Raw genomic sequence first — 17711 nt, forward strand, 5'->3', positions numbered from 1 at the left:
ATGCTTGATTGCCAAGCAGAATGCAAAGCATCTTCTTAGTTAACAAGCGTCGCTGCCGCTGCTGCTGCCGCAGGTTCGATCCCGAACAGGTTGAACACACCAAACACCATCGCCGCCGCAGAGCCCATCAGGAACGCCCACAGAACAGGTGACATTTTGGAATCCAACGCGCCTTCGGTTTCGTCACCGAAGTACATGAAATACACGATGCGCAGGTAGTAGAACGCCGAGATCACAGAGGCCACAACACCCGCAACCGCGAGCCATGCAAGGCCACCGTCATAGGCTGCACGCAGCACGTAGAATTTGCCAAAGAAGCCGACCAGCGGTGGCACACCTGCCAGCGAGAACATCAGGATCAGCATTGCAAGCGCACGTGCCGGCTGGTTCTTGGAGTACATCTTGAGGCTGTTGATATCCGTCACAACTTGACCGTCGCGGCCCATTGCGAGGATGAATGCGAATGTCCCGACGTTCATGGTTACGTAGATCGCCATATAGATCAGCATCGCTTGCACGCCGAATGCCGTACCAGCCGCCAAGCCCATCAGCGCAAAGCCCATGTGTGTGATCGAGGAATACGCCATCAGGCGTTTGATATTCGTCTGACCGATCGCGGCGATACCGCCGAGGAACATTGACACAACCGACAAGAATGCCACGATCTGTTGCCAGTCGCTGACGATGCCGCCGAATGCGTCATGCACAACACGGGCGAACAGGGCCATGGCTGCAACCTTTGGGGCTGTCGCAAAGAATGCTGTCACTGGTGTTGGTGAGCCTTCGTAGACGTCTGGTGTCCACATGTGGAATGGTGCTGCCGAAACCTTGAACGCGAAACCAGCGATCAGGAACACGACGCCGAAGAGCAAGCCCAAGGATGGGTCGTCCGATGTGGCCTCAATAATGCCCGAGAACAATGTGGTGCCCGCAAAGCCGTATGTCAGCGATGCGCCGTAGAGCAGCAGACCAGAGGACAACGCGCCGAGAACGAAATACTTTAGGCCCGCTTCAGTCGATTTGACTGAGTCGCGGCGCAGCGATGCAACCACGTAGAGTGCCAAAGACTGCAATTCGAGGCCCATATACAGCGCCATCAGGTCGCCCGCCGATACCATGACCAACATGCCGACAACAGCCAAAGCCAGCAGGATCGGATATTCGAATTTGAGCAAGCCGCGTTGCTGCATGTAGCCTTCGGACATGAGCAGGATCGCAGCTGCGGACAGCAAGATCACAACCTTAGAGAACCGCGCGAAGCCGTCGTTGATGAACATGCCACCAAACGCTTCTTGGGTCCCTGAGCCGTTGATCATCATCCAGACGGCTAGCAAGACAAACACGCCCGCCGTGGTCCACGTCAACAAAGAGGCCATGCCGTCTTTGCTGGTGTAAACCGCGATCAGAAGGGCTGCCATCGCGTAGAGCGCCAGCAGGACTTCGGGAAGGACAATGGAAAGGTCAGCGGAAATCATGATGTCTGTCCTTAATGCGCTGCAGGTGCGGCGGCGAGATCAGCAGCAGCGCCAAAAGCGGCTGTTGCGGTGTCATATTGGTCAACCAGAGCGGCAACACTTGGCCCGATGATGTCGAGAACCAGCGCGGGGTAAACACCCAGCAGCAAGGTCATAAAGATCAGCGGAGCCATAATGAATTTTTCGCGGCTGGTCATGTCGGTGATTGTTTTCAGGCTTTCCTTGATCAGGTCGCCCATCACAACGCGGCGGTAGAGCCATAGCGCATAGGCCGCCGACAAGATCACGCCTGTTGCTGCGAATACGGCAAGCCATGTGTTCACTTGGAAGATACCCATCAGCACAAGGAATTCGCCCACAAACCCAGAGGTCCCCGGAAGGCCGACGTTCGCCATCGTGAAGAACATGAAGATCAGCGCATAGGCTGGCATCCGGTTCACCAGACCGCCGTAAGCGTCGATTTCACGTGTGTGCATCCGGTCGTAGATCACGCCAACTGCAAGGAACAACGCGCCAGAGATAAAGCCGTGGGAAATCATCTGGAAGATCGCGCCGTCGATACCTTGTTGGTTGACCGCGAAGATACCCATTGTCACGTAACCCATGTGGGCGACGGAGGAATAGGCGATCAGTTTCTTCATGTCGGTTTGGACCAAAGCCACAAGCGACGTGTAGATGATCGCGATGACGGAAAGCCACAGAACCAGCGGCCCCATGACTTCGGAGCCGATTGGGAACATGGGCAGCGAGAAGCGCAAGAAGCCGTAGCCGCCCATTTTCAACAGGATCGCCGCAAGCACGACGGAACCCGCTGTCGGGGCCTGCACGTGTGCGTCTGGCAACCATGTGTGGACCGGCCACATTGGCATTTTCACAGCGAAGGATGCGAAGAAGGCGAGCCACATCAGGGTTTGCATACCGCCGATGATCTGCACGCCAAGGACCGAGAAGTTTTCGTTCGCGAATGTGTGTGTCATCAGCGTTGGAATATCTGTGGTGCCAGCGTCAGTGAACATTGCCACCATCGCCACCAGCATCAAAACCGAGCCGAGGAACGTGTAGAGGAAGAACTTGAAGGATGCGTAAATCCGGTTCGCCCCGCCCCAGATGCCGATAATGAGGAACATCGGGATCAGACCAGCCTCGAAGAAGAGGTAGAACAGCACGAGGTCCAGCGCCATGAACACGCCGAGCATCAGCGTTTCCAGCAGCAAGAACGCGATCATGTATTCTTTGACGCGGTCAGAGACGTTCCAGCAAGACGCGATCACAAGCGGCATCAGGAATGTGGTGAGCATCACAAACAGGACCGAAATCCCGTCGACGCCCATTTTGTATTTCAGGCCCAGCAGCCAGTCGCGTTCTTCGACCATCTGAAAGCCGGTGTTTGACGGATCAAACTGGCCGATGATGAACAAGGACACGATGAAGGTCGCGATTGTAGTGGCAAGCGCCACCCATTTCGCATTGCGCTGTGCGGCGATGTCGTTGCCACGCAGGAACAGCGCAAGGATTGCTGCCCCAACAAGCGGGATGAATGTTGTCAGTGAAAGAAGGTTGCTCATTAGTGCGCCCCCCCAAACAGAGTGACATATGTGAGAAGCACAGTAATCCCCAGAACCATCGCGAATGCGTAAGTGAACATGTAGCCGGACTGCGCTTTATTCACGAGCCGTGTGAAGAATGGAACGATGCCCAAAGCCACGCCATTGATACCGCCGTCGATTGTTTTGGTATCGCCTTGCTTCCACAAGAAACGGCCGATGGCGACTGCTGGACGGATGAAGATGACGTTATACAGCTCGTCAAAGTACCATTTGTTCAGCAAGAAGTTATACAGCGGCGCCTGTTGTGCGGCCAGTTTGGCTGGCAGATCAGGGCGACGGATGTACATCTGGAACGCCAGTGCAAAACCCGCGAGCATGGCAAAGAACGGTGACAGCTTGACCCAAACCGGCACGTTATGTGCTTCGTGCAACACGTGGTTGTCGGGGTGTTTAAAGATCGCACCCTGCCCCGGTGTTGCGGGCCATGCGCCAGCGTGGTCGCCTTCGGCGTCGTCGCTGGCGTGGTCGCCTTCGGCCTCGTCGGTGGCTTCGGTTGCCGCATGGGCAGGTGATACCAGTGTGAACCCGAGGGTTGCGTGGTCTTCTGCGTAGTCTGATTTTTCGATCACACCAAAGAATTCACCAACGTATTGGTCGGACTTAAAGAAGTCCTTGTAAAAGAACATCCCCGAGAAGATCGCACCGACGGCAAGTACAGCCAAAGGCACCAACATCACGTTCGGGCTTTCGTGGGCGTGGTCATGCGTGTGCTTGTCGCCGCGCGGTTTGCCGTAGAACGTCAGGAACATCAGACGCCAGCTGTAGAAGCTGGTCATCAGGGCTGCAATCACGAGCATCCAGAAGGCGTAGCCGTTACCGGACGCAAACGCAGATTCGATGATCGCGTCTTTGGACACAAAGCCTGCGAACCCAACGGGGAAACCGATGTATAGCAGTGGGATACCCACGCCAGTGATCGCCAATGTGCCGATCATCATCGCCCAGAAGGTCTTTGGCATCTTGTGACGCAAGCCGCCGTAGTTCCGCATGTCTTGCTCGTGGTGCATCCCGTGGATCACGGAGCCCGCGCCCAAGAACAACATCGCTTTAAAGAACGCATGTGTCAGCAGGTGGAACATCGCAACAGAATAGACACCGACGCCTGCGGCCACGAACATGTAGCCCAACTGCGAACAGGTGGAATAGGCGATAACGCGTTTGATGTCGTTTTGCACAAGGCCAACAGTCGCGGCAAAGAATGCAGTCGATGCGCCCATGAACACGATGAAGTTTTTGGTTTCAGGTGCAAATTCCATCAGAGGCGACATGCGGCACACAAGGAAAACACCCGCCGTAACCATGGTCGCGGCGTGGATCAGGGCGGACACAGGTGTCGGGCCTTCCATCGCGTCTGGCAACCATGTGTGCAGGAACAGTTGCGCTGATTTGCCCATCGCACCGACGAACAACAGGAACGCCAACAGGTTGGCCGCGTTCACGTCCAACCAAAGGAAGGACATTGTGGTTTCAGCGATCTGCGGCATTTGCGCAAAGATGTCGTCGAATTTAATGCTGTCGGTCAGCATGTAGATGCCGAAGATGCCCAGCAAGAAGCCAAAGTCACCAACACGGTTTACGACAAAGGCTTTCATCGCGGCGATATTGGCGGATGGTTTCTTGTAATAGAAACCGATCAACAGATAAGACGCGACGCCCACACCTTCCCAGCCAAAGAACAGCTGCACGAGGTTATCGGCGGTCACGAGCATCAGCATCGTGAAAGTAAAGAACGACAGGTAGGCAAAGAAGCGGGCTTTGTAGTTTTCGCCTTCGCCAAAGTTTTCGTCGTGGGCCATGTAGCCGAATGAATACAGGTGCACCAAGGCGGACACTGTGGTGATCACGATCAACATGGTCGCGGTCAGGCGGTCCATCCGGATCGCCCAGTCCGTGGACAGGCTACCGGATTCGATCCAGCGCATGATCTGGATGTTCTCGGTGGTGCCGTCAAAGCTGAAGAACACGACCCAAGACAGGATCGCGGACAGGAACAACAGACCAGTGGTCAAATACTGCGCCGCAGACTCGCCGATGATCTTCCAGCCAAAGCCAGCAATAAGCGCGCCAACAAGCGGGGCAAAGAGGATGATGGTTTCCATAGTCTTAGCCCTTCATCACATTGACGTCTTCAACATCAATGGTGCCACGGTTGCGGAAGAAACATACAAGGATCGCAAGACCAATCGCGGCTTCGGCAGCGGCGACGGTCAACACAAACAATGTGAACACTTGGCCGACAAGATCACCGAGGTAGCTAGAAAAGGCGACAAGGTTAATGTTCACCGCGAGAAGCATCAATTCGATGCTCATCAGCAAAATGATCACGTTTTTACGGTTCAAGAAAAGTCCGAAAATCCCAATTACAAACAGGGCTGCTGCCACCGCGAGATAATGTTCAAGTCCGATCATATTGTGCATCCCCTTCGGAGTGGCGATCTCCGGTTCGGCACCCGACGCGCGGGCGCGGTATTTCCATCACGTCATAGTCAGTTTGGGGGTAGAGGTTCAAGCCCTACGACCCGTCAAACTGCGATTGAGGGCGCTCTATATAGGCTTTAATTTCTGAACGGGCCGAAATTTAGGAATTTGGCACCGTAAGTGACTGAAAGGTTTATGTCCGGATGGGGCCCGAGGCATCGAGGTTTTCAGGTCACACTGCCCTGCCCTGTGCTGCGATCACAGAGGATTCTCTGAAGGCATTCCGCCTGCGATCAGACGTAGAAAAGGGGCCGCGACAGCCCCTATCGTGTCACATTATCGTCCGTGATCGACCGAAACCGCGTGGGCAAAGTGGGGGCACATGCGCCAGTTGGTTTCGCCCGATCACAAGGACAAGTTGTGCGAATTAGATACCGCAGGCTTCATCGGCGATCTGGTTTTCGCCAGAGCCACGCACGATTTCTTCCATGATTGGATCGTTGTTCGGGTTGTCGGACAGCTCGTCCATCGAGTCGGCAGTCGCGACGACACCAATCAGGTAGGGATCGCAGCTGACGGAGAATTTTGTGTAGGTGTTTTCGCCCACGTCATTGCTGCGCACGGTGATGGCATGGGTGCCGTTTGGCATAGAGCCTTCGCTCACCACGGTGTAACTGACGCTTTGTTCAGAAGTTTCGACCGCCGCGTTGTCCAGTTCGGACTCTGATTGCGCAGAAGCTACCGACGCGCATACTGCAAATGTGGCAGCAATAAGTACTTTTTTCATCGTTTTAGTCCTTGTCCATATTTCAAGTCGTTCAATTCCATCGGCTTGGCAAAAGGAAGCAGCCCCTTTAGGTCAAACCGTTTTACTGTTTAAAATCAATGGAGTGGTGTCTAGGTGAGGAAAATACCTCAGTCAGATGACCACCAGCAAGATCAAGCCAGCCTGCTGAATTAACCTGAATTCCGTGGCATAATTATGAAGATTGGCCCGCTAAAAGGCAAAATTTCGGCAATCGCGGCGCTGTAGGCCGAAACAGATTGTTTCCATGTGGACATGAAAAAGGCCCGCCGGTTTTGCAACCAACGGGCCTTTGATCTCTGACGTGAGTGGGTGGTGCTTACAGCCCCTGCCCTGGTTTCACGTCTTTCATTTCCATCGCTTTGGCCGGATCACGGTACATCTGCGCCAGTACGTTTTGGCGTTTGATATCAACACGGTGACGCAGTGTCAGAACGATTGCGCCGATCATCGCGACCAGCAGGATCAGACCCGCCAATTGGAACAGCATGAAGTATTTGTCGTAGATCAACAGGCCAAGGGCTGCGGTATTTTCAACGTCAGCGATCGGCGCTTGCGCACGCAGTTGCGCCCCGTCGGAAAAGCCCCACGCGCCCAGTGCGATCATCAGTTGCATGACCAAAACCACACCGATCAGTAGCGCGAGCGGCAAATATTTGGTCATTTCCGCCTTGAGTTCAGCGAAATCGACGTCGAGCATCATGACAACGAACAAGAACAACACCGCAACCGCGCCGACATAAACAATGATCAGCAGCATCGCGACAAATTCAGCGCCAAGCATGACGAACAGACCCGCCGACGACAGGAACGCAAGGATCAACCACAGCACCGAATGCACCGGATTGCGGCTAATCACCGTCAAAAGGCCACCCACAAGTGCGGAAATGGCAAAGAGGTAGAAGGTAAACGACAGAACAGTCATGCGCTTTGGTCCTTGTCTAGAACATCTGTGGCCAATTCCATGGCCTTTGTCATCGCAGGTACACCGCCAAACATCGCGGCTTGGGCGATGGTTTCTGCGATTTCCTGGCTAGTCGCTCCGGCCTCGACGGCGTGGCGCACGGTCAATTTGATTTGCGGCTCAGCAAGTGCGCCGGCGATGGTCAGCCCGTGCAAGGTCAGCAAGAGTTTGGTTTTCGCATCCAAACCTTCGGGGTTAGCCCCCTTGCCCATGAACATTTCCATCATGTCTTTTGGCATGGTGGGGAACATGTCCTCGAACCCTTTGGGCACGAGTTTTTCCAGTTCTGGGTTCATTTCTTTGGCCCAGTCCTGCCCCATCTTCATCATCGCTTCGAATGGATTTTCAGTCATACGATATCCCCCAAGCGTGTCAGTAAATCAGCCGCGTTGTTCTGGAATTTCTCAGCGTCTTCGGGCGACGCATTTTCCCAGAATTCAGCAACTTCGGATGTTTCTGATGCCAAGACCTTTGGAATGGCCGTCACAGCATAGTCGATCAGATCAAGATTTTCCACCACTGCAGCGCGGTGCGTTTGCAGATCGGCCAACATGTCTTCGTCAAGCGCCTCTGACGGGTTGTCGTGGCACGCGGCGATCACTTCGCCCGCGACCATCGCCGCCTGCCCTGCGTCGGCTTCGATATAGGTGCCGTCGTCCAGGTTCGCGATGTCACGCAAAACGGTTTCCACAACGGCGGCTGTCCCCTCGCGGTAATCCGCAAGAAAGTCCAACGCCCCGTCGTTGTCAAAGCTACCTGTTCCCCAAGCGCTCATCTTATGAAACCCGTCCGCAGATCATCGGTAAGGTGCGTCCATTTCCAAGTTGCGTGCGATTTCGGCTTCCCAACGGTCGCCGTTCGCCAGCAGTTTGTCTTTGTCGTAGTAGAGTTCTTCGCGGGTTTCCGTGGAGAATTCAAAGTTCGGACCTTCGACAATCGCGTCCACTGGGCAGGCTTCTTGGCAGAAACCGCAGTAGATACATTTGGTCATGTCGATGTCGTAGCGCGTTGTACGGCGTGATCCATCGTCGCGTGGTTCCGCGTCGATGGTGATCGCTTGGGCCGGACACACCGCTTCGCAGAGTTTACAGGCGATGCAGCGTTCTTCGCCATTTGGATAGCGGCGCAACGCGTGTTCACCGCGGAAACGTGGGCTAAGTGGCCCCTTTTCGTGCGGGTAGTTCAACGTCGCCTTGGGTGCGAAGAAGTATTTGAAGCCCAGCTTGAAGCCTTGGAAAAAATCCTGAAGCAGGAAGTATTTCGCGGCGCGGGTGTAGTCGATTTGGGTCATATCAGCCTCCTACCGCCCAGCGTGCCCAGAAGCCGCCGAACACTTCGAATTTTGCCATGAAGGCGATGAACACGACCCATGCGAGGGACATTGGCAGGAAGACTTTCCAGCCGATCCGCATCAATTGGTCGTAGCGGTAGCGCGGTGTGATCGCTTTTACCATCGAGAAGAAGAAGAACACGATCGCCATTTTCAGGATCATCCACAGGACACCGTCCGGCAGGAATGGCAGTGGTGACAACCAGCCACCGAAGAACAGCAGCGAGATCAGCGCGCACATCAGCACGACAGCCATCAATTCGCCGATCATGAACAGCAGGAATGGTGTGGATGAATATTCAACTTGGTAGCCAGCCACCAGTTCTGATTCCGCCTCGGGAAGGTCGAACGGTGGGCGGTTTGTTTCCGCCAAAGCGCTGATAAAGAACAGGAACACCATCGGGAAATGTGGAATCCAGTACCAGCCTAGGATGCCGTAATCTGTGTCTTGCGCTGCGACAATCGCGCCAAAGTTCATTGAACCGGTTGAGATAATCACACCGATGATGATCAGGCCAAGCGAGACTTCGTAGGAGATCATCTGGGCTGCGGAGCGCAGCGAGCCGAGGAACGGGTATTTCGAGTTCGACGCCCAACCGCCCATGATCACGCCGTAGACTTCGAGCGAGGACACCGCGAAGACGAACAGGATCGCCACGTTGATGTTGGACACGACCCAGCCGTCATTGAACGGGATTACCGACCATGCAACCACGGCCAGAACGAACGAAATCATTGGCGCAAGGAAGAAGACGCCTTTGTCAGCGCCCGCAGGCACGACGATTTCCTTGACGATATATTTCAAGAAATCCGCAAAGGATTGCAACAACCCGAAAGCGCCAACCATGTTTGGCCCTTTGCGCATCTGGACAGCGGCCCAGATTTTGCGGTCAGCATACATCAGGAACGCCAAGGCGACCAACAGCGGGATCAAAACCAGTAGACATTGGCCTAAGATCACAAGGACCATGCCAAGGTTGGTATTGGTGAAAAACTCAATCATTCTGGTCCCCTACACCGTTGGAATTCCGGACGCGCCGCAATCTGCGACGGTCACTTCGGCGTCAATTGTTCGATTGCCTGCTGGCAACTCTGGCGAAATCACAAAGACCGCGTCACCGGTCCAAATTGCCCCGTTTTGGGCGCTTGTCGTGCGCACGTGGCGCGTAAATCCATAGCCCCGGATCAGGGTATATTGGGCCGCGGCGCAGCGGGCGTATTGATCCACGTCCGCTTGGGTCTGTGCGCCCGTCATGGCCACCCGAAAGTTCACCAAGTCACCGTCCAGCAACCGCGTCTCGATGCCGTGGTACACAGGCGCAAACGCATCGCGGGACACGTCTGCGGTCCCGATGCTGGTGCAGCCCGCGAGGGCAACAGCGCTTATGACGGCGGCGGCCCGCATTTACTCGGCGGCCAGTGGTGCGTTGGCGCGGGCTTTGGCATTTGATGACAGTTCAGCCATCAGTTGCGAGGCCCGTGCGATAGGGTTGGTCAGGTAGAAATCGGTCACGGCGTTCACAAAGTTCGCTTTGCCCGGCGCTTTGACCGCGATTGGCTGCCATTCGTTTTCTGCGACACCGTCGATTTTGCCCAGATGCGGGTGTGCTGCGACGATTGCTGTGCGCAGTTGCGCCATGGAATCGTAAGGCAGTGTGGCCCCCAGTTCCGCAGACAAGGCCCGCAGGATCGCCCAGTTTTCTTTCGCTTCGCCCGGTGCGTGACCTGCACGCAGCGCCAGTTGTGGACGCCCTTCGGTGTTCACGAACAATCCGTTTTCTTCGGTATAGGCGGCACCCGGCAGGATCACGTCAGCGCGGTGTGCGCCACGGTCACCGTGCGACCCTTGGTAGATCACAAACGCGCCGTCTTTGATTTCGACTTCGTCAGCGCCGAGGTTATAGACAACCTCTGCCCCGTCGAGTGCAGCATCAAGCCCGCCCTCAGTGACAGCGCCCACGTCCATCGCGCCCACGCGGCCAGCGGCCGTGTGCAGCACGAGGAATTTGGATTTTGTCTTTGTGGCCAAGTCCATGGCTTGGGACAGCACCGCTTCGCCGTCGGCTTCGCGCAATGCGCCCATGCCGACAACCACGATGGATGGTTTGTCGAGAACGTCGCCAAAGTCTTTGCCAACAGTTTCAACCAGCGTGTCGCGGTCGGTGCCCATGTGGAATGTCGGGAATGTCAGATCGACGTTTTCACCGATCAAGCCAAAATCAGCGCCCGCAGACCATGCCTTGCGCAGCCGCGCGTTCAGCACAGGGGCTTCCAGTTTCGGGTTCGTGCCGATCAGCTGAACCATTTTCGCGTCGTCGATATCTTCGATCGCGGCTGTGCCAACATAAGCAGAGCGGTTGCCGATTGGCAGTTTCGCCCCATCGACGCGACATTCGACGTTGCCGCCCTGCCCTTCGATCAATTGCTTGAGCGCGAATGCGGCTTCAACTGGCACCAGATCGCCAACGAGGCCTGCAACTTTTTTGCCCTGCATCGCAGCTGCAACAGCAGCTAATGCTTCCGGCCACGTGGCTTTGCGCAGTTTGCCGTTTTCACGGATGTAAGGTGTGTCGAGACGCTGCCTGCGCAGGCCGTCCCAAACGAAACGTGTTTTGTCAGAAATCCATTCTTCGTTCACGCCGTCATGGTTGCGCGGCAAGAATCGCATGACTTCGCGGCCTTTGGTATCGACGCGGATGTTCGAGCCAAGCGCGTCCATCACGTCGATGGATTCGGTTTTGGTCAATTCCCAAGGACGTGCCGTGAATGCGTATGGTTTGGACACAAGTGCGCCAACCGGACACAGGTCGATGATATTGCCCTGCAAATTCGAATCGAGCGTTTCGCCCAAGTAAGATGTGATCTCTGCATCTTCACCACGGCCCGTTTGGCCCATCTGGTGGATGCCTGCGACTTCGGTTGTGAAGCGCACGCAGCGGGTGCAGGAAATGCAGCGCGTCATGTGGGTTTCGACCAGTGGACCGAGATCCAGATCTTCGGTCGCCCGCTTTGGTTCGCGGAAGCGGCTGAAGTCTACGCCGTAAGCCATCGCTTGGTCTTGCAGGTCGCATTCGCCGCCTTGGTCACAGATCGGGCAGTCCAGCGGGTGGTTGATCAGGAGGAACTCCATCACACCTTCACGGGCCTTTTTGACCATAGGGCTATTGGTTTTCACGACTGGCGGCTGGCCTTCTGGACCAGGGCGCAAGTCGCGGACTTGCATGGCACAGGACGCGGCTGGCTTTGGCGGGCCGCCGACAACCTCGACCAGACACATGCGGCAGTTGCCCGCGATGGTCAGACGTTCGTGGTAGCAGAACCGTGGGATTTCGACGCCGGCTTCTTCGCAGGCTTGGATCAGGGTCATCGCCCCATCCACCTCGACTTCGGTTCCATCAATGACGACTTTTTTCAGATCAGACATATCGCGCCTTTATCAATCCCGTGGCAGCATCACACACCAAAATGTGCGACCGCTTTGGGAGGCGTTCTAACGGATGGTCGCATCCGATACCAGACGTCGGGCGATCTTTTTGAGCCTGAATTGCAAGGTTGTTCCGCCTTAGCCCCGCAACAAGTATCCGATGGTGGATTCTTTTGCGATTTCAGCGCGCCCAACAGCGCAATGTGATGCGGCATTTCCCGGCGTCGCGCCCATTGTCACAAGCCGCTGGCGGGCCACGGATTCGAGCCGCTCTTTTTCGGCTTTATCTTTGCGGTAGGCGTCGATTTGGCCCGATGAAAAGCCCAAGTCTTTGGCGTGGTTCGACAGTTGGTTCAGATAGCCCAGCCCCCGCAATGTCCGCGCAGAGATGCTATTGCAGACCTCGGAAATCTCGTAAGCGATGCCCACGGCGATCAAGCCTTCGGTCACATAGCCCACGTCACGCAAAGATTGCTGCTGTGCTGACGCCGCATTTGCCATCATCCCAAGGGACAAAGCCCCTGCTATCGCCATTTTTGTCAAAGGTGCCATGACCGTATCCTAACTGCGCTGCTCAATTGTTTGTTGGTTCACACATCGGGTGGTGCGGTCTGATATTCAATATCACCATTCTGATAGCAGCGAAATCGGGCTTATTTATCGGCTCTTAGGCAGTCGTAGGTGAAGATGATCCGATCATCGTTCACCACCGCCCTTTGATTGCGCATCTCGGGTCCGTCGCAGAGGTAGGCGTTTGGTTCTAATGCAACTGAATCGGCCACGGTCAACGGATCGCCCGAGATGCGCGTGTAGGTGACGGTCGTCGGGACAGATACAACGGTGAATGATAACGTCTCGCCATCGCCTGTCATCCCCGTCACCGAATGATCGAACGTGGCTGCGCCTTCGACGCGGGTCTCGGTGACTTGTGCTTCTTGCGCGGTCAACTGCGTGGCGATGATCGCAGGGAGCAAGGCGATCAGAAAAGCGGTTTTCATCGGTGGTCCCTTTAGTGGTTGCAAACATCCTAACCCGATTGGCTCCCGCTGCGAAGTCAGGAATGCCGGACCAATCGCCCGCTTATTTGCGTTTGCGGTCGCGTGTCGGGCTGATGCCAGCCTTGGCTTTGCGCAAAAATGCGATTGTCAGGATTGCGCCCATGCCGCCCAGCAAAAACACGAACCCAAGCGCCCATTTCGGCGCGATCCCTGCTTCGGTGGCTTGATAGGTGAACCAGCTCGGGCCGCCTGTGATGACTGCTGTGGCGATTGCGGCCAGAAGGCTCAGTAGCCCGTCCCATAAGGTTTTCATGTCTTATCCGTCATAAAGGTCCACCCAAAAGCGTGGTCGGTTTCGCCGTTTTGCTGCAGGTGTTTCAAGCGATCCATCGCTTCGTCAATTGTCGGCTGATGCCCCGCAGGCACCCACCACATCACGAAATGTTTGTCGCCCAAGACCTCGAACCATGCGGTGCGGCGGTCCATGAATTTCTTGTGTAGGGTTTGATAAACAAAGGTCGAGAGACTGTCGAAGTCCTGCCAAACGGTCAGATTCGCAACAAATTGCGGATCACCGTCAAGTTTCACGTCCGTGTTGCCTGTGCCCGGCTCGCCCGAGCCTTCCATCATCCACACAAAACCCGGCATCCGTTTGCCCAGCCCGTTGATCCGGTCGAGATTATCCATGAATTCCGCGACATGCGGGTCATCCGTGGGGGCAATCAAGCGGCCAACGTTGAGTTCGGCAAGGTGCATGGTTTGGGTCATGAGGCATCACTAGTTAAGAACAGGATGGAAGACAAACGGCTGCGGTCTAATACGCTTCGAACACGAAGAATCCGTTCACGTCGACCTTGCCATTTGGTCCATCGTTGTAGCCGTAAATCTCGGTCTCGCCTGCGCCTAGGATGCGGCCAACGACGATGGCGGCGTAGGTGAATTGGCCTTGGTCGTAGAACTGGTGATGCGTGACCGTGCGGACCCGTTGGCCGTTGTCGAGCGTGCAAACCAGCTGCGAGTTATAGATGTTGCCCACAACTTTGAAGTAGTCGCCGTTCAGCACCACGGTTTTCTCTACAGCGAACCCGTCGCCAACCACGTCACATTGGCCACGGTTAAACGCGGTCAAATCCATGACGAGACCTAGTTGGCCTGCGGGGACTTGGGGGCGTGCGGGGATGCTACAAGCGGATAAGGCCGCCAGACTGCACAGTGCTGATATTTTGAGAAAAGTCATGGCGGCCCCCGATGTCGTTTCCGACAGCTTAGCCATGCAGCGTCATAAGTCTACGGTGTTAGGCGGGGATCAGAACCGCGCTAAGCGCTGATTTACGGGCGATTTCACCTGAACCAATGGCACAGAGATCGCCCTGATCGAAGGTCACATCATAGCGCGCTTGCAAGGATCGCATCGCCACATCGCGTTCGAGTTCAGTGGCGCGGTGGTTGGACGCGGCCCGTAGTCCGCGCCGCCCTGCCCCGAAACGGTGGGCTACAAGCGCGTAGCTGAAACTTTGGTTAAAGGCGATGGATGTGCAGGCGGCACCGACCTGTTCGGCCAGTGCCATCTGCGCGAAAAACTGCGCTTCGGGTAGCGCCAATAGGGCTGCGGTCGCCGTTGGGTCGCCTTGGATCATGGCGGCAGGGCGCGGGGCGCACCCAGCGACGGCCAGAACCAAGATAAGACCCAACTTGCGCATTATTCAGCCGCGATCACACCGCGTTTCGAGCGAATGCGGTCTTCAATTTCAGGCCGGAAGTTTTTAATCAGACCTTGGATCGGCCATGCAGCCGCGTCGCCCAAAGCACAGATTGTGTGGCCTTCGACCTGTTTGGTCACGTCCCAGAGCATGTCGATTTCTTCGATGTCTGCTTCGCCTTTGACCAGACGTTCCATCACGCGCATCATCCAGCCGGTGCCTTCGCGGCACGGCGTACACTGGCCGCAGCTTTCGTGTTTGTAGAATTTCGCCAAACGCCAGATTGCTTTGATCATATCGACGGAATTATCCATCACGATTACCGCCGCTGTGCCAAGGCCAGAGCCAAGTTCACCGCGCAGGTAATCAAAGTCCATGATCGCGTCTTTCATGTGCTCGCCGCGCACACAGGGCACGGACGACCCACCGGGGATCACGGCTTGCAGGTTGTCCCAGCCGCCACGGATCCCGCCGCAATGTTTCTCGATCAGTTCTTCAAAGGTGATCGACATTTCTTCTTCGACGACACAGGGGTTATTCACGTGGCCGGAGATCGCAAACAGCTTTGTGCCTGCGTTGTTCGGACGGCCCATGCCCGCGAACCAGCTACCGCCGCGACGCAAAATGGTCGGAACCACAGCGATTGATTCGACGTTGTTCACAGTTGTCGGGCAGCCATAGAGGCCCGCACCCGCAGGGAATGGCGGCTTCATCCGCGGCATACCCTTTTTGCCTTCAAGCGATTCGAGCAATGCGGTTTCTTCGCCGCAGATATACGCCCCTGCCCCGTGGCTGAGGAAAATGTCGAAATCCCAGCCAGAGCCGCAAGCGTTTTTGCCCACGAGACCAGCAGCATATGCTTCGTCAATCGCGTTTTGCAGTGCCTCTTTTTCGCGGATGTATTCGCCGCGAATGTAGATGTGGCAGGTGTTGGCTTGCATGGCGAACGACGCGATCAGGCAGCCTTCGATCAATGTGTGCGGATCATGGCGCATGATCTCGCGGTCTTTACATGTGCCCGGCTCGGATTCGTCAGCGTTCACAACCAGATAGGACGGGCGACCGTCGCTTTCTTTGGGCATGAAAGACCATTTCAGACCAGTCGGAAAACCAGCGCCACCACGGCCACGCAGGCCGGATGCTTTCATCTCGTCAACGATCCAGTCGCGGCCTTTTTTGATGATATCAGCCGTGCCATCCCAATGCCCACGCGCCTGCGCACCTTTCAAAGTGCGGTCATGCATCCCGTAGATGTTGGTAAAAATGCGGTCCTGGTCTTTCAGCATGGTCGTTCCTTAAGACTTTTGTTCGATGGGCCACTGCTTGAATGCAATGACGTAGAGCATGACAACGTTCACGAGTGGCACGAGCATCAAAAGTGCAATCCAACCGTTATGCCCTGTGCGTTTCCATATCTGATAGAATGGAACAACGACAATTGCCATATAAACAACAATCATCAACAAACTGGGCAAACCCATATTATGCATCATCGTGTTTCAGCCTTTGTCGGTCTGGCGGGCCCGCCAGAGTTTATAGGTGTTCCATAGCGCAAACCCGAAACCGGCGAGCGCTGCAAGGTCAAAAAGCGCGATGACCCGATTGGGCCAGCCGTATTCTTTGCCAATTGCGGTGAAAACCACCCACAGGACGCCAGTTGCAGCCATCATCAACGCTGTGCGCTGACCTGCTTTTGCTTCTGCTGTTTTACCTGTGGGTGTCATATCGTTACAGCGTTAATAAACGCCGCCTTTCCCTACTTTCGTGGAGAACGCAGTCTCGCCACCCGAGGCTAAGATTGTGGCTTGATCGACCCAATTGTCGCGGCTGACGCGACCTTTGAAGCCTTTGAGGTTGGCGTCCACCCATGCAACTTCGTCGCCGGACCATGCCGCGATTTGGTCAAAGTGGAAAAAGCCCATGTCGTGCAACATGGATTCCATTTTGGGACCGACACCTTTGATCTGTTTGAGATCATCAGCACCACCATCGCGGGCGGCTGTCAGTGTTGCGGGTTTGCTGCCCTCGCGGATCCCTTCGACAATGCCGTCACCGTCATAGTCCTGATCGCCTGCTTCGGCGGCCAAAGCTGCTGAAGCGTCGGCGACTTTCTCGGGTGTATCCAGCGTCACGTCCACGTCCGGTGCTTTCACCGCCGCAGAGCCGCCGCCTTCGAGTTTCCATTCGCCTTTGCGGCTGGCCAGATCGTCTTGACCGGGCAAGGACGCGGTTGGATTGACCTTGCTGCCGTGCATTTCAGCCGAGGCTTGTGCGACTTTCGCAGGTGTATCCAGCGTTTCATCGACAACAGGCGCTTTTTCAGACGCCGTGCCGCCGCCTTCGCTTTTCCACTCGGCCTCGCGTTCGGGCAGGTTCGCGTCATCAGCGTCGCCGGATGATTTGTGCATCTCGGCAGAGGCTTCCGCAACTTTTGCAGGTGTATCCAGCGTTTCATCGACAACGGGCGCTTTATCAGCGGCAAAACCGCCGCCTTCGCTTTTCCATTCTTCGACGGGCTCTGTCACATCCGCGTTTGGCGTGACGTCGGCGTCTGTGGACAGCGTGTCGGCTACATCTGGCGCGTCGCTTTTAATCTGCGGATCGACGGCCACGGCCCCGCTGGTGCCTGTGTCGTCTTGCATGGCTTTGTCGGTTTTGATCTGTGGATCAATCGCAGTTGCGACCTTCTCTGGCGCGGGCGCAGGTGGCGCACTGCTGGCGGGTGTTGCCGTTCCCTGCCCTTGCGAGCCGGAACTGGTCGTCTCAAGGCCGCTGCCGCCCTGCATCATCAAATAAAACAGAACGATAATCGCGATAATCGCGGCGAAAATGAGCGAGCCGAAAAAGCCCCACCCAAATACAATCAATGACAAAAGAAGTACGCCGACACCACAAAGGCCCGCAAAAATGCGGTTCTCAAGTCCGAATGGTCCGATATTCCTCATAAAGCTATTTCTCCCTACACGTAGCGTCTACCGCCACTTTCTATC

Annotated in this window: 22 protein-coding genes; all 22 read right to left on the reverse strand. The window is 55.8% G+C overall.

The window, feature by feature from the left end; genetic code table 11:
• Positions 1-35: 35 nt before the first annotated feature.
• The 22 genes from nuoN to FHS72_RS18465 all read right to left on the reverse strand — a co-directional run bounded on the left by nuoN (position 36) and on the right by FHS72_RS18465 (position 17666).
• The gene (gene nuoN / locus FHS72_RS08755) at positions 36-1475 is read right to left on the reverse strand and encodes an NADH-quinone oxidoreductase subunit NuoN (RefSeq protein WP_183528138.1); all 1440 of its coding nucleotides are present in this window, start codon (positions 1473-1475) and stop codon (positions 36-38) included.
• Positions 1476-1486: 11 nt separating this feature from the next.
• A complete protein-coding gene (locus FHS72_RS08760; RefSeq protein ID WP_183528140.1) occupies positions 1487-3040 on the reverse strand; it encodes an NADH-quinone oxidoreductase subunit M in 1554 nt (517 codons plus the stop codon).
• A complete protein-coding gene (gene nuoL, locus FHS72_RS08765; RefSeq protein ID WP_183528142.1) occupies positions 3040-5181 on the reverse strand; it encodes an NADH-quinone oxidoreductase subunit L in 2142 nt (713 codons plus the stop codon). The genes FHS72_RS08760 and nuoL overlap by 1 nt, the downstream gene beginning before the upstream one ends.
• Positions 5182-5185: 4 nt before the next feature.
• The gene (gene nuoK, locus FHS72_RS08770) at positions 5186-5491 is read right to left on the reverse strand and encodes an NADH-quinone oxidoreductase subunit NuoK (RefSeq protein WP_183528144.1); all 306 of its coding nucleotides are present in this window, start codon (positions 5489-5491) and stop codon (positions 5186-5188) included.
• A 436-nt stretch (positions 5492-5927) separates the two neighbouring features.
• Entirely contained in the window at positions 5928-6287 is a 360-nt protein-coding gene (locus FHS72_RS08775; protein WP_183528145.1) for a hypothetical protein, read from the reverse strand.
• 337 nt (positions 6288-6624) lie between these two features.
• A complete protein-coding gene (locus FHS72_RS08780) occupies positions 6625-7230 on the reverse strand; it encodes an NADH-quinone oxidoreductase subunit J (RefSeq protein WP_183528146.1) in 606 nt (201 codons plus the stop codon).
• Positions 7227-7622 (reverse strand): carboxymuconolactone decarboxylase family protein, encoded by a 396-nt coding sequence (locus FHS72_RS08785; RefSeq protein WP_183528147.1) that lies wholly within the window; start codon positions 7620-7622, stop codon positions 7227-7229. Before FHS72_RS08785 ends, FHS72_RS08780 begins: the two co-directional genes overlap by 4 nt.
• On the reverse strand, positions 7619-8044 hold the full coding sequence (locus FHS72_RS08790) for a DUF4259 domain-containing protein (RefSeq protein WP_183528148.1): 426 nt from the start codon (positions 8042-8044) through the stop codon (positions 7619-7621). The genes FHS72_RS08785 and FHS72_RS08790 overlap by 4 nt, the downstream gene beginning before the upstream one ends.
• Before the next feature lie 21 nt (positions 8045-8065).
• A complete protein-coding gene (gene nuoI, locus FHS72_RS08795) occupies positions 8066-8560 on the reverse strand; it encodes an NADH-quinone oxidoreductase subunit NuoI (protein WP_183528149.1) in 495 nt (164 codons plus the stop codon).
• Position 8561: 1 nt separating this feature from the next.
• Positions 8562-9602: an NADH-quinone oxidoreductase subunit NuoH gene (gene nuoH, locus FHS72_RS08800; RefSeq protein WP_183528151.1), complete on the reverse strand. Its 1041-nt coding sequence runs from the start codon at positions 9600-9602 to the stop codon at positions 8562-8564.
• A 9-nt stretch (positions 9603-9611) separates the two neighbouring features.
• Complete coding sequence (locus FHS72_RS08805; protein ID WP_183528153.1) at positions 9612-10004, reverse strand: hypothetical protein; 393 nt, start codon at positions 10002-10004, stop codon at positions 9612-9614.
• On the reverse strand, positions 10005-12023 hold the full coding sequence (gene nuoG / locus FHS72_RS08810) for an NADH-quinone oxidoreductase subunit NuoG (protein WP_183528155.1): 2019 nt from the start codon (positions 12021-12023) through the stop codon (positions 10005-10007).
• A 138-nt stretch (positions 12024-12161) separates the two neighbouring features.
• Positions 12162-12575 (reverse strand): DUF5333 domain-containing protein, encoded by a 414-nt coding sequence (locus FHS72_RS08815; RefSeq protein WP_183528157.1) that lies wholly within the window; start codon positions 12573-12575, stop codon positions 12162-12164.
• Between the two features lie 101 nt (positions 12576-12676).
• Positions 12677-13021 carry a hypothetical protein gene (locus FHS72_RS08820; RefSeq protein WP_183528159.1) on the reverse strand — a complete coding sequence of 115 codons (345 nt, stop codon included), beginning with the start codon at positions 13019-13021 and terminating at the stop codon, positions 12677-12679.
• An 82-nt stretch (positions 13022-13103) separates the two neighbouring features.
• Complete coding sequence (locus FHS72_RS08825) at positions 13104-13334, reverse strand: hypothetical protein (RefSeq protein ID WP_183528161.1); 231 nt, start codon at positions 13332-13334, stop codon at positions 13104-13106.
• A complete protein-coding gene (locus FHS72_RS08830; RefSeq protein ID WP_246414596.1) occupies positions 13331-13789 on the reverse strand; it encodes a DUF3291 domain-containing protein in 459 nt (152 codons plus the stop codon). The genes FHS72_RS08825 and FHS72_RS08830 overlap by 4 nt, the downstream gene beginning before the upstream one ends.
• Positions 13790-13835: 46 nt before the next feature.
• Positions 13836-14258: a hypothetical protein gene (locus FHS72_RS08835; protein ID WP_183528163.1), complete on the reverse strand. Its 423-nt coding sequence runs from the start codon at positions 14256-14258 to the stop codon at positions 13836-13838.
• 58 nt (positions 14259-14316) lie between these two features.
• A complete protein-coding gene (locus FHS72_RS08840) occupies positions 14317-14721 on the reverse strand; it encodes a hypothetical protein (protein WP_183528165.1) in 405 nt (134 codons plus the stop codon).
• Positions 14721-16007, reverse strand: a complete 1287-nt coding sequence (gene nuoF, locus FHS72_RS08845; protein WP_183528167.1) for an NADH-quinone oxidoreductase subunit NuoF — start codon at positions 16005-16007, stop codon at positions 14721-14723. Before nuoF ends, FHS72_RS08840 begins: the two co-directional genes overlap by 1 nt.
• Positions 16008-16016: 9 nt before the next feature.
• Positions 16017-16214 carry a DUF805 domain-containing protein gene (locus FHS72_RS08850; RefSeq protein ID WP_221235381.1) on the reverse strand — a complete coding sequence of 66 codons (198 nt, stop codon included), beginning with the start codon at positions 16212-16214 and terminating at the stop codon, positions 16017-16019.
• Between the two features lie 6 nt (positions 16215-16220).
• Positions 16221-16445: a DUF5337 domain-containing protein gene (locus FHS72_RS08855; protein ID WP_183528169.1), complete on the reverse strand. Its 225-nt coding sequence runs from the start codon at positions 16443-16445 to the stop codon at positions 16221-16223.
• A gap of 12 nt (positions 16446-16457) precedes the next feature.
• Positions 16458-17666, reverse strand: a complete 1209-nt coding sequence (locus tag FHS72_RS18465) for an NADH-quinone oxidoreductase subunit E (RefSeq protein ID WP_246414599.1) — start codon at positions 17664-17666, stop codon at positions 16458-16460.
• Positions 17667-17711: the final 45 nt, after the last annotated feature.

This window comes from Yoonia ponticola (genome assembly GCF_014199395.1).
GTDB classification, from domain to species: domain Bacteria; phylum Pseudomonadota; class Alphaproteobacteria; order Rhodobacterales; family Rhodobacteraceae; genus Yoonia; species Yoonia ponticola.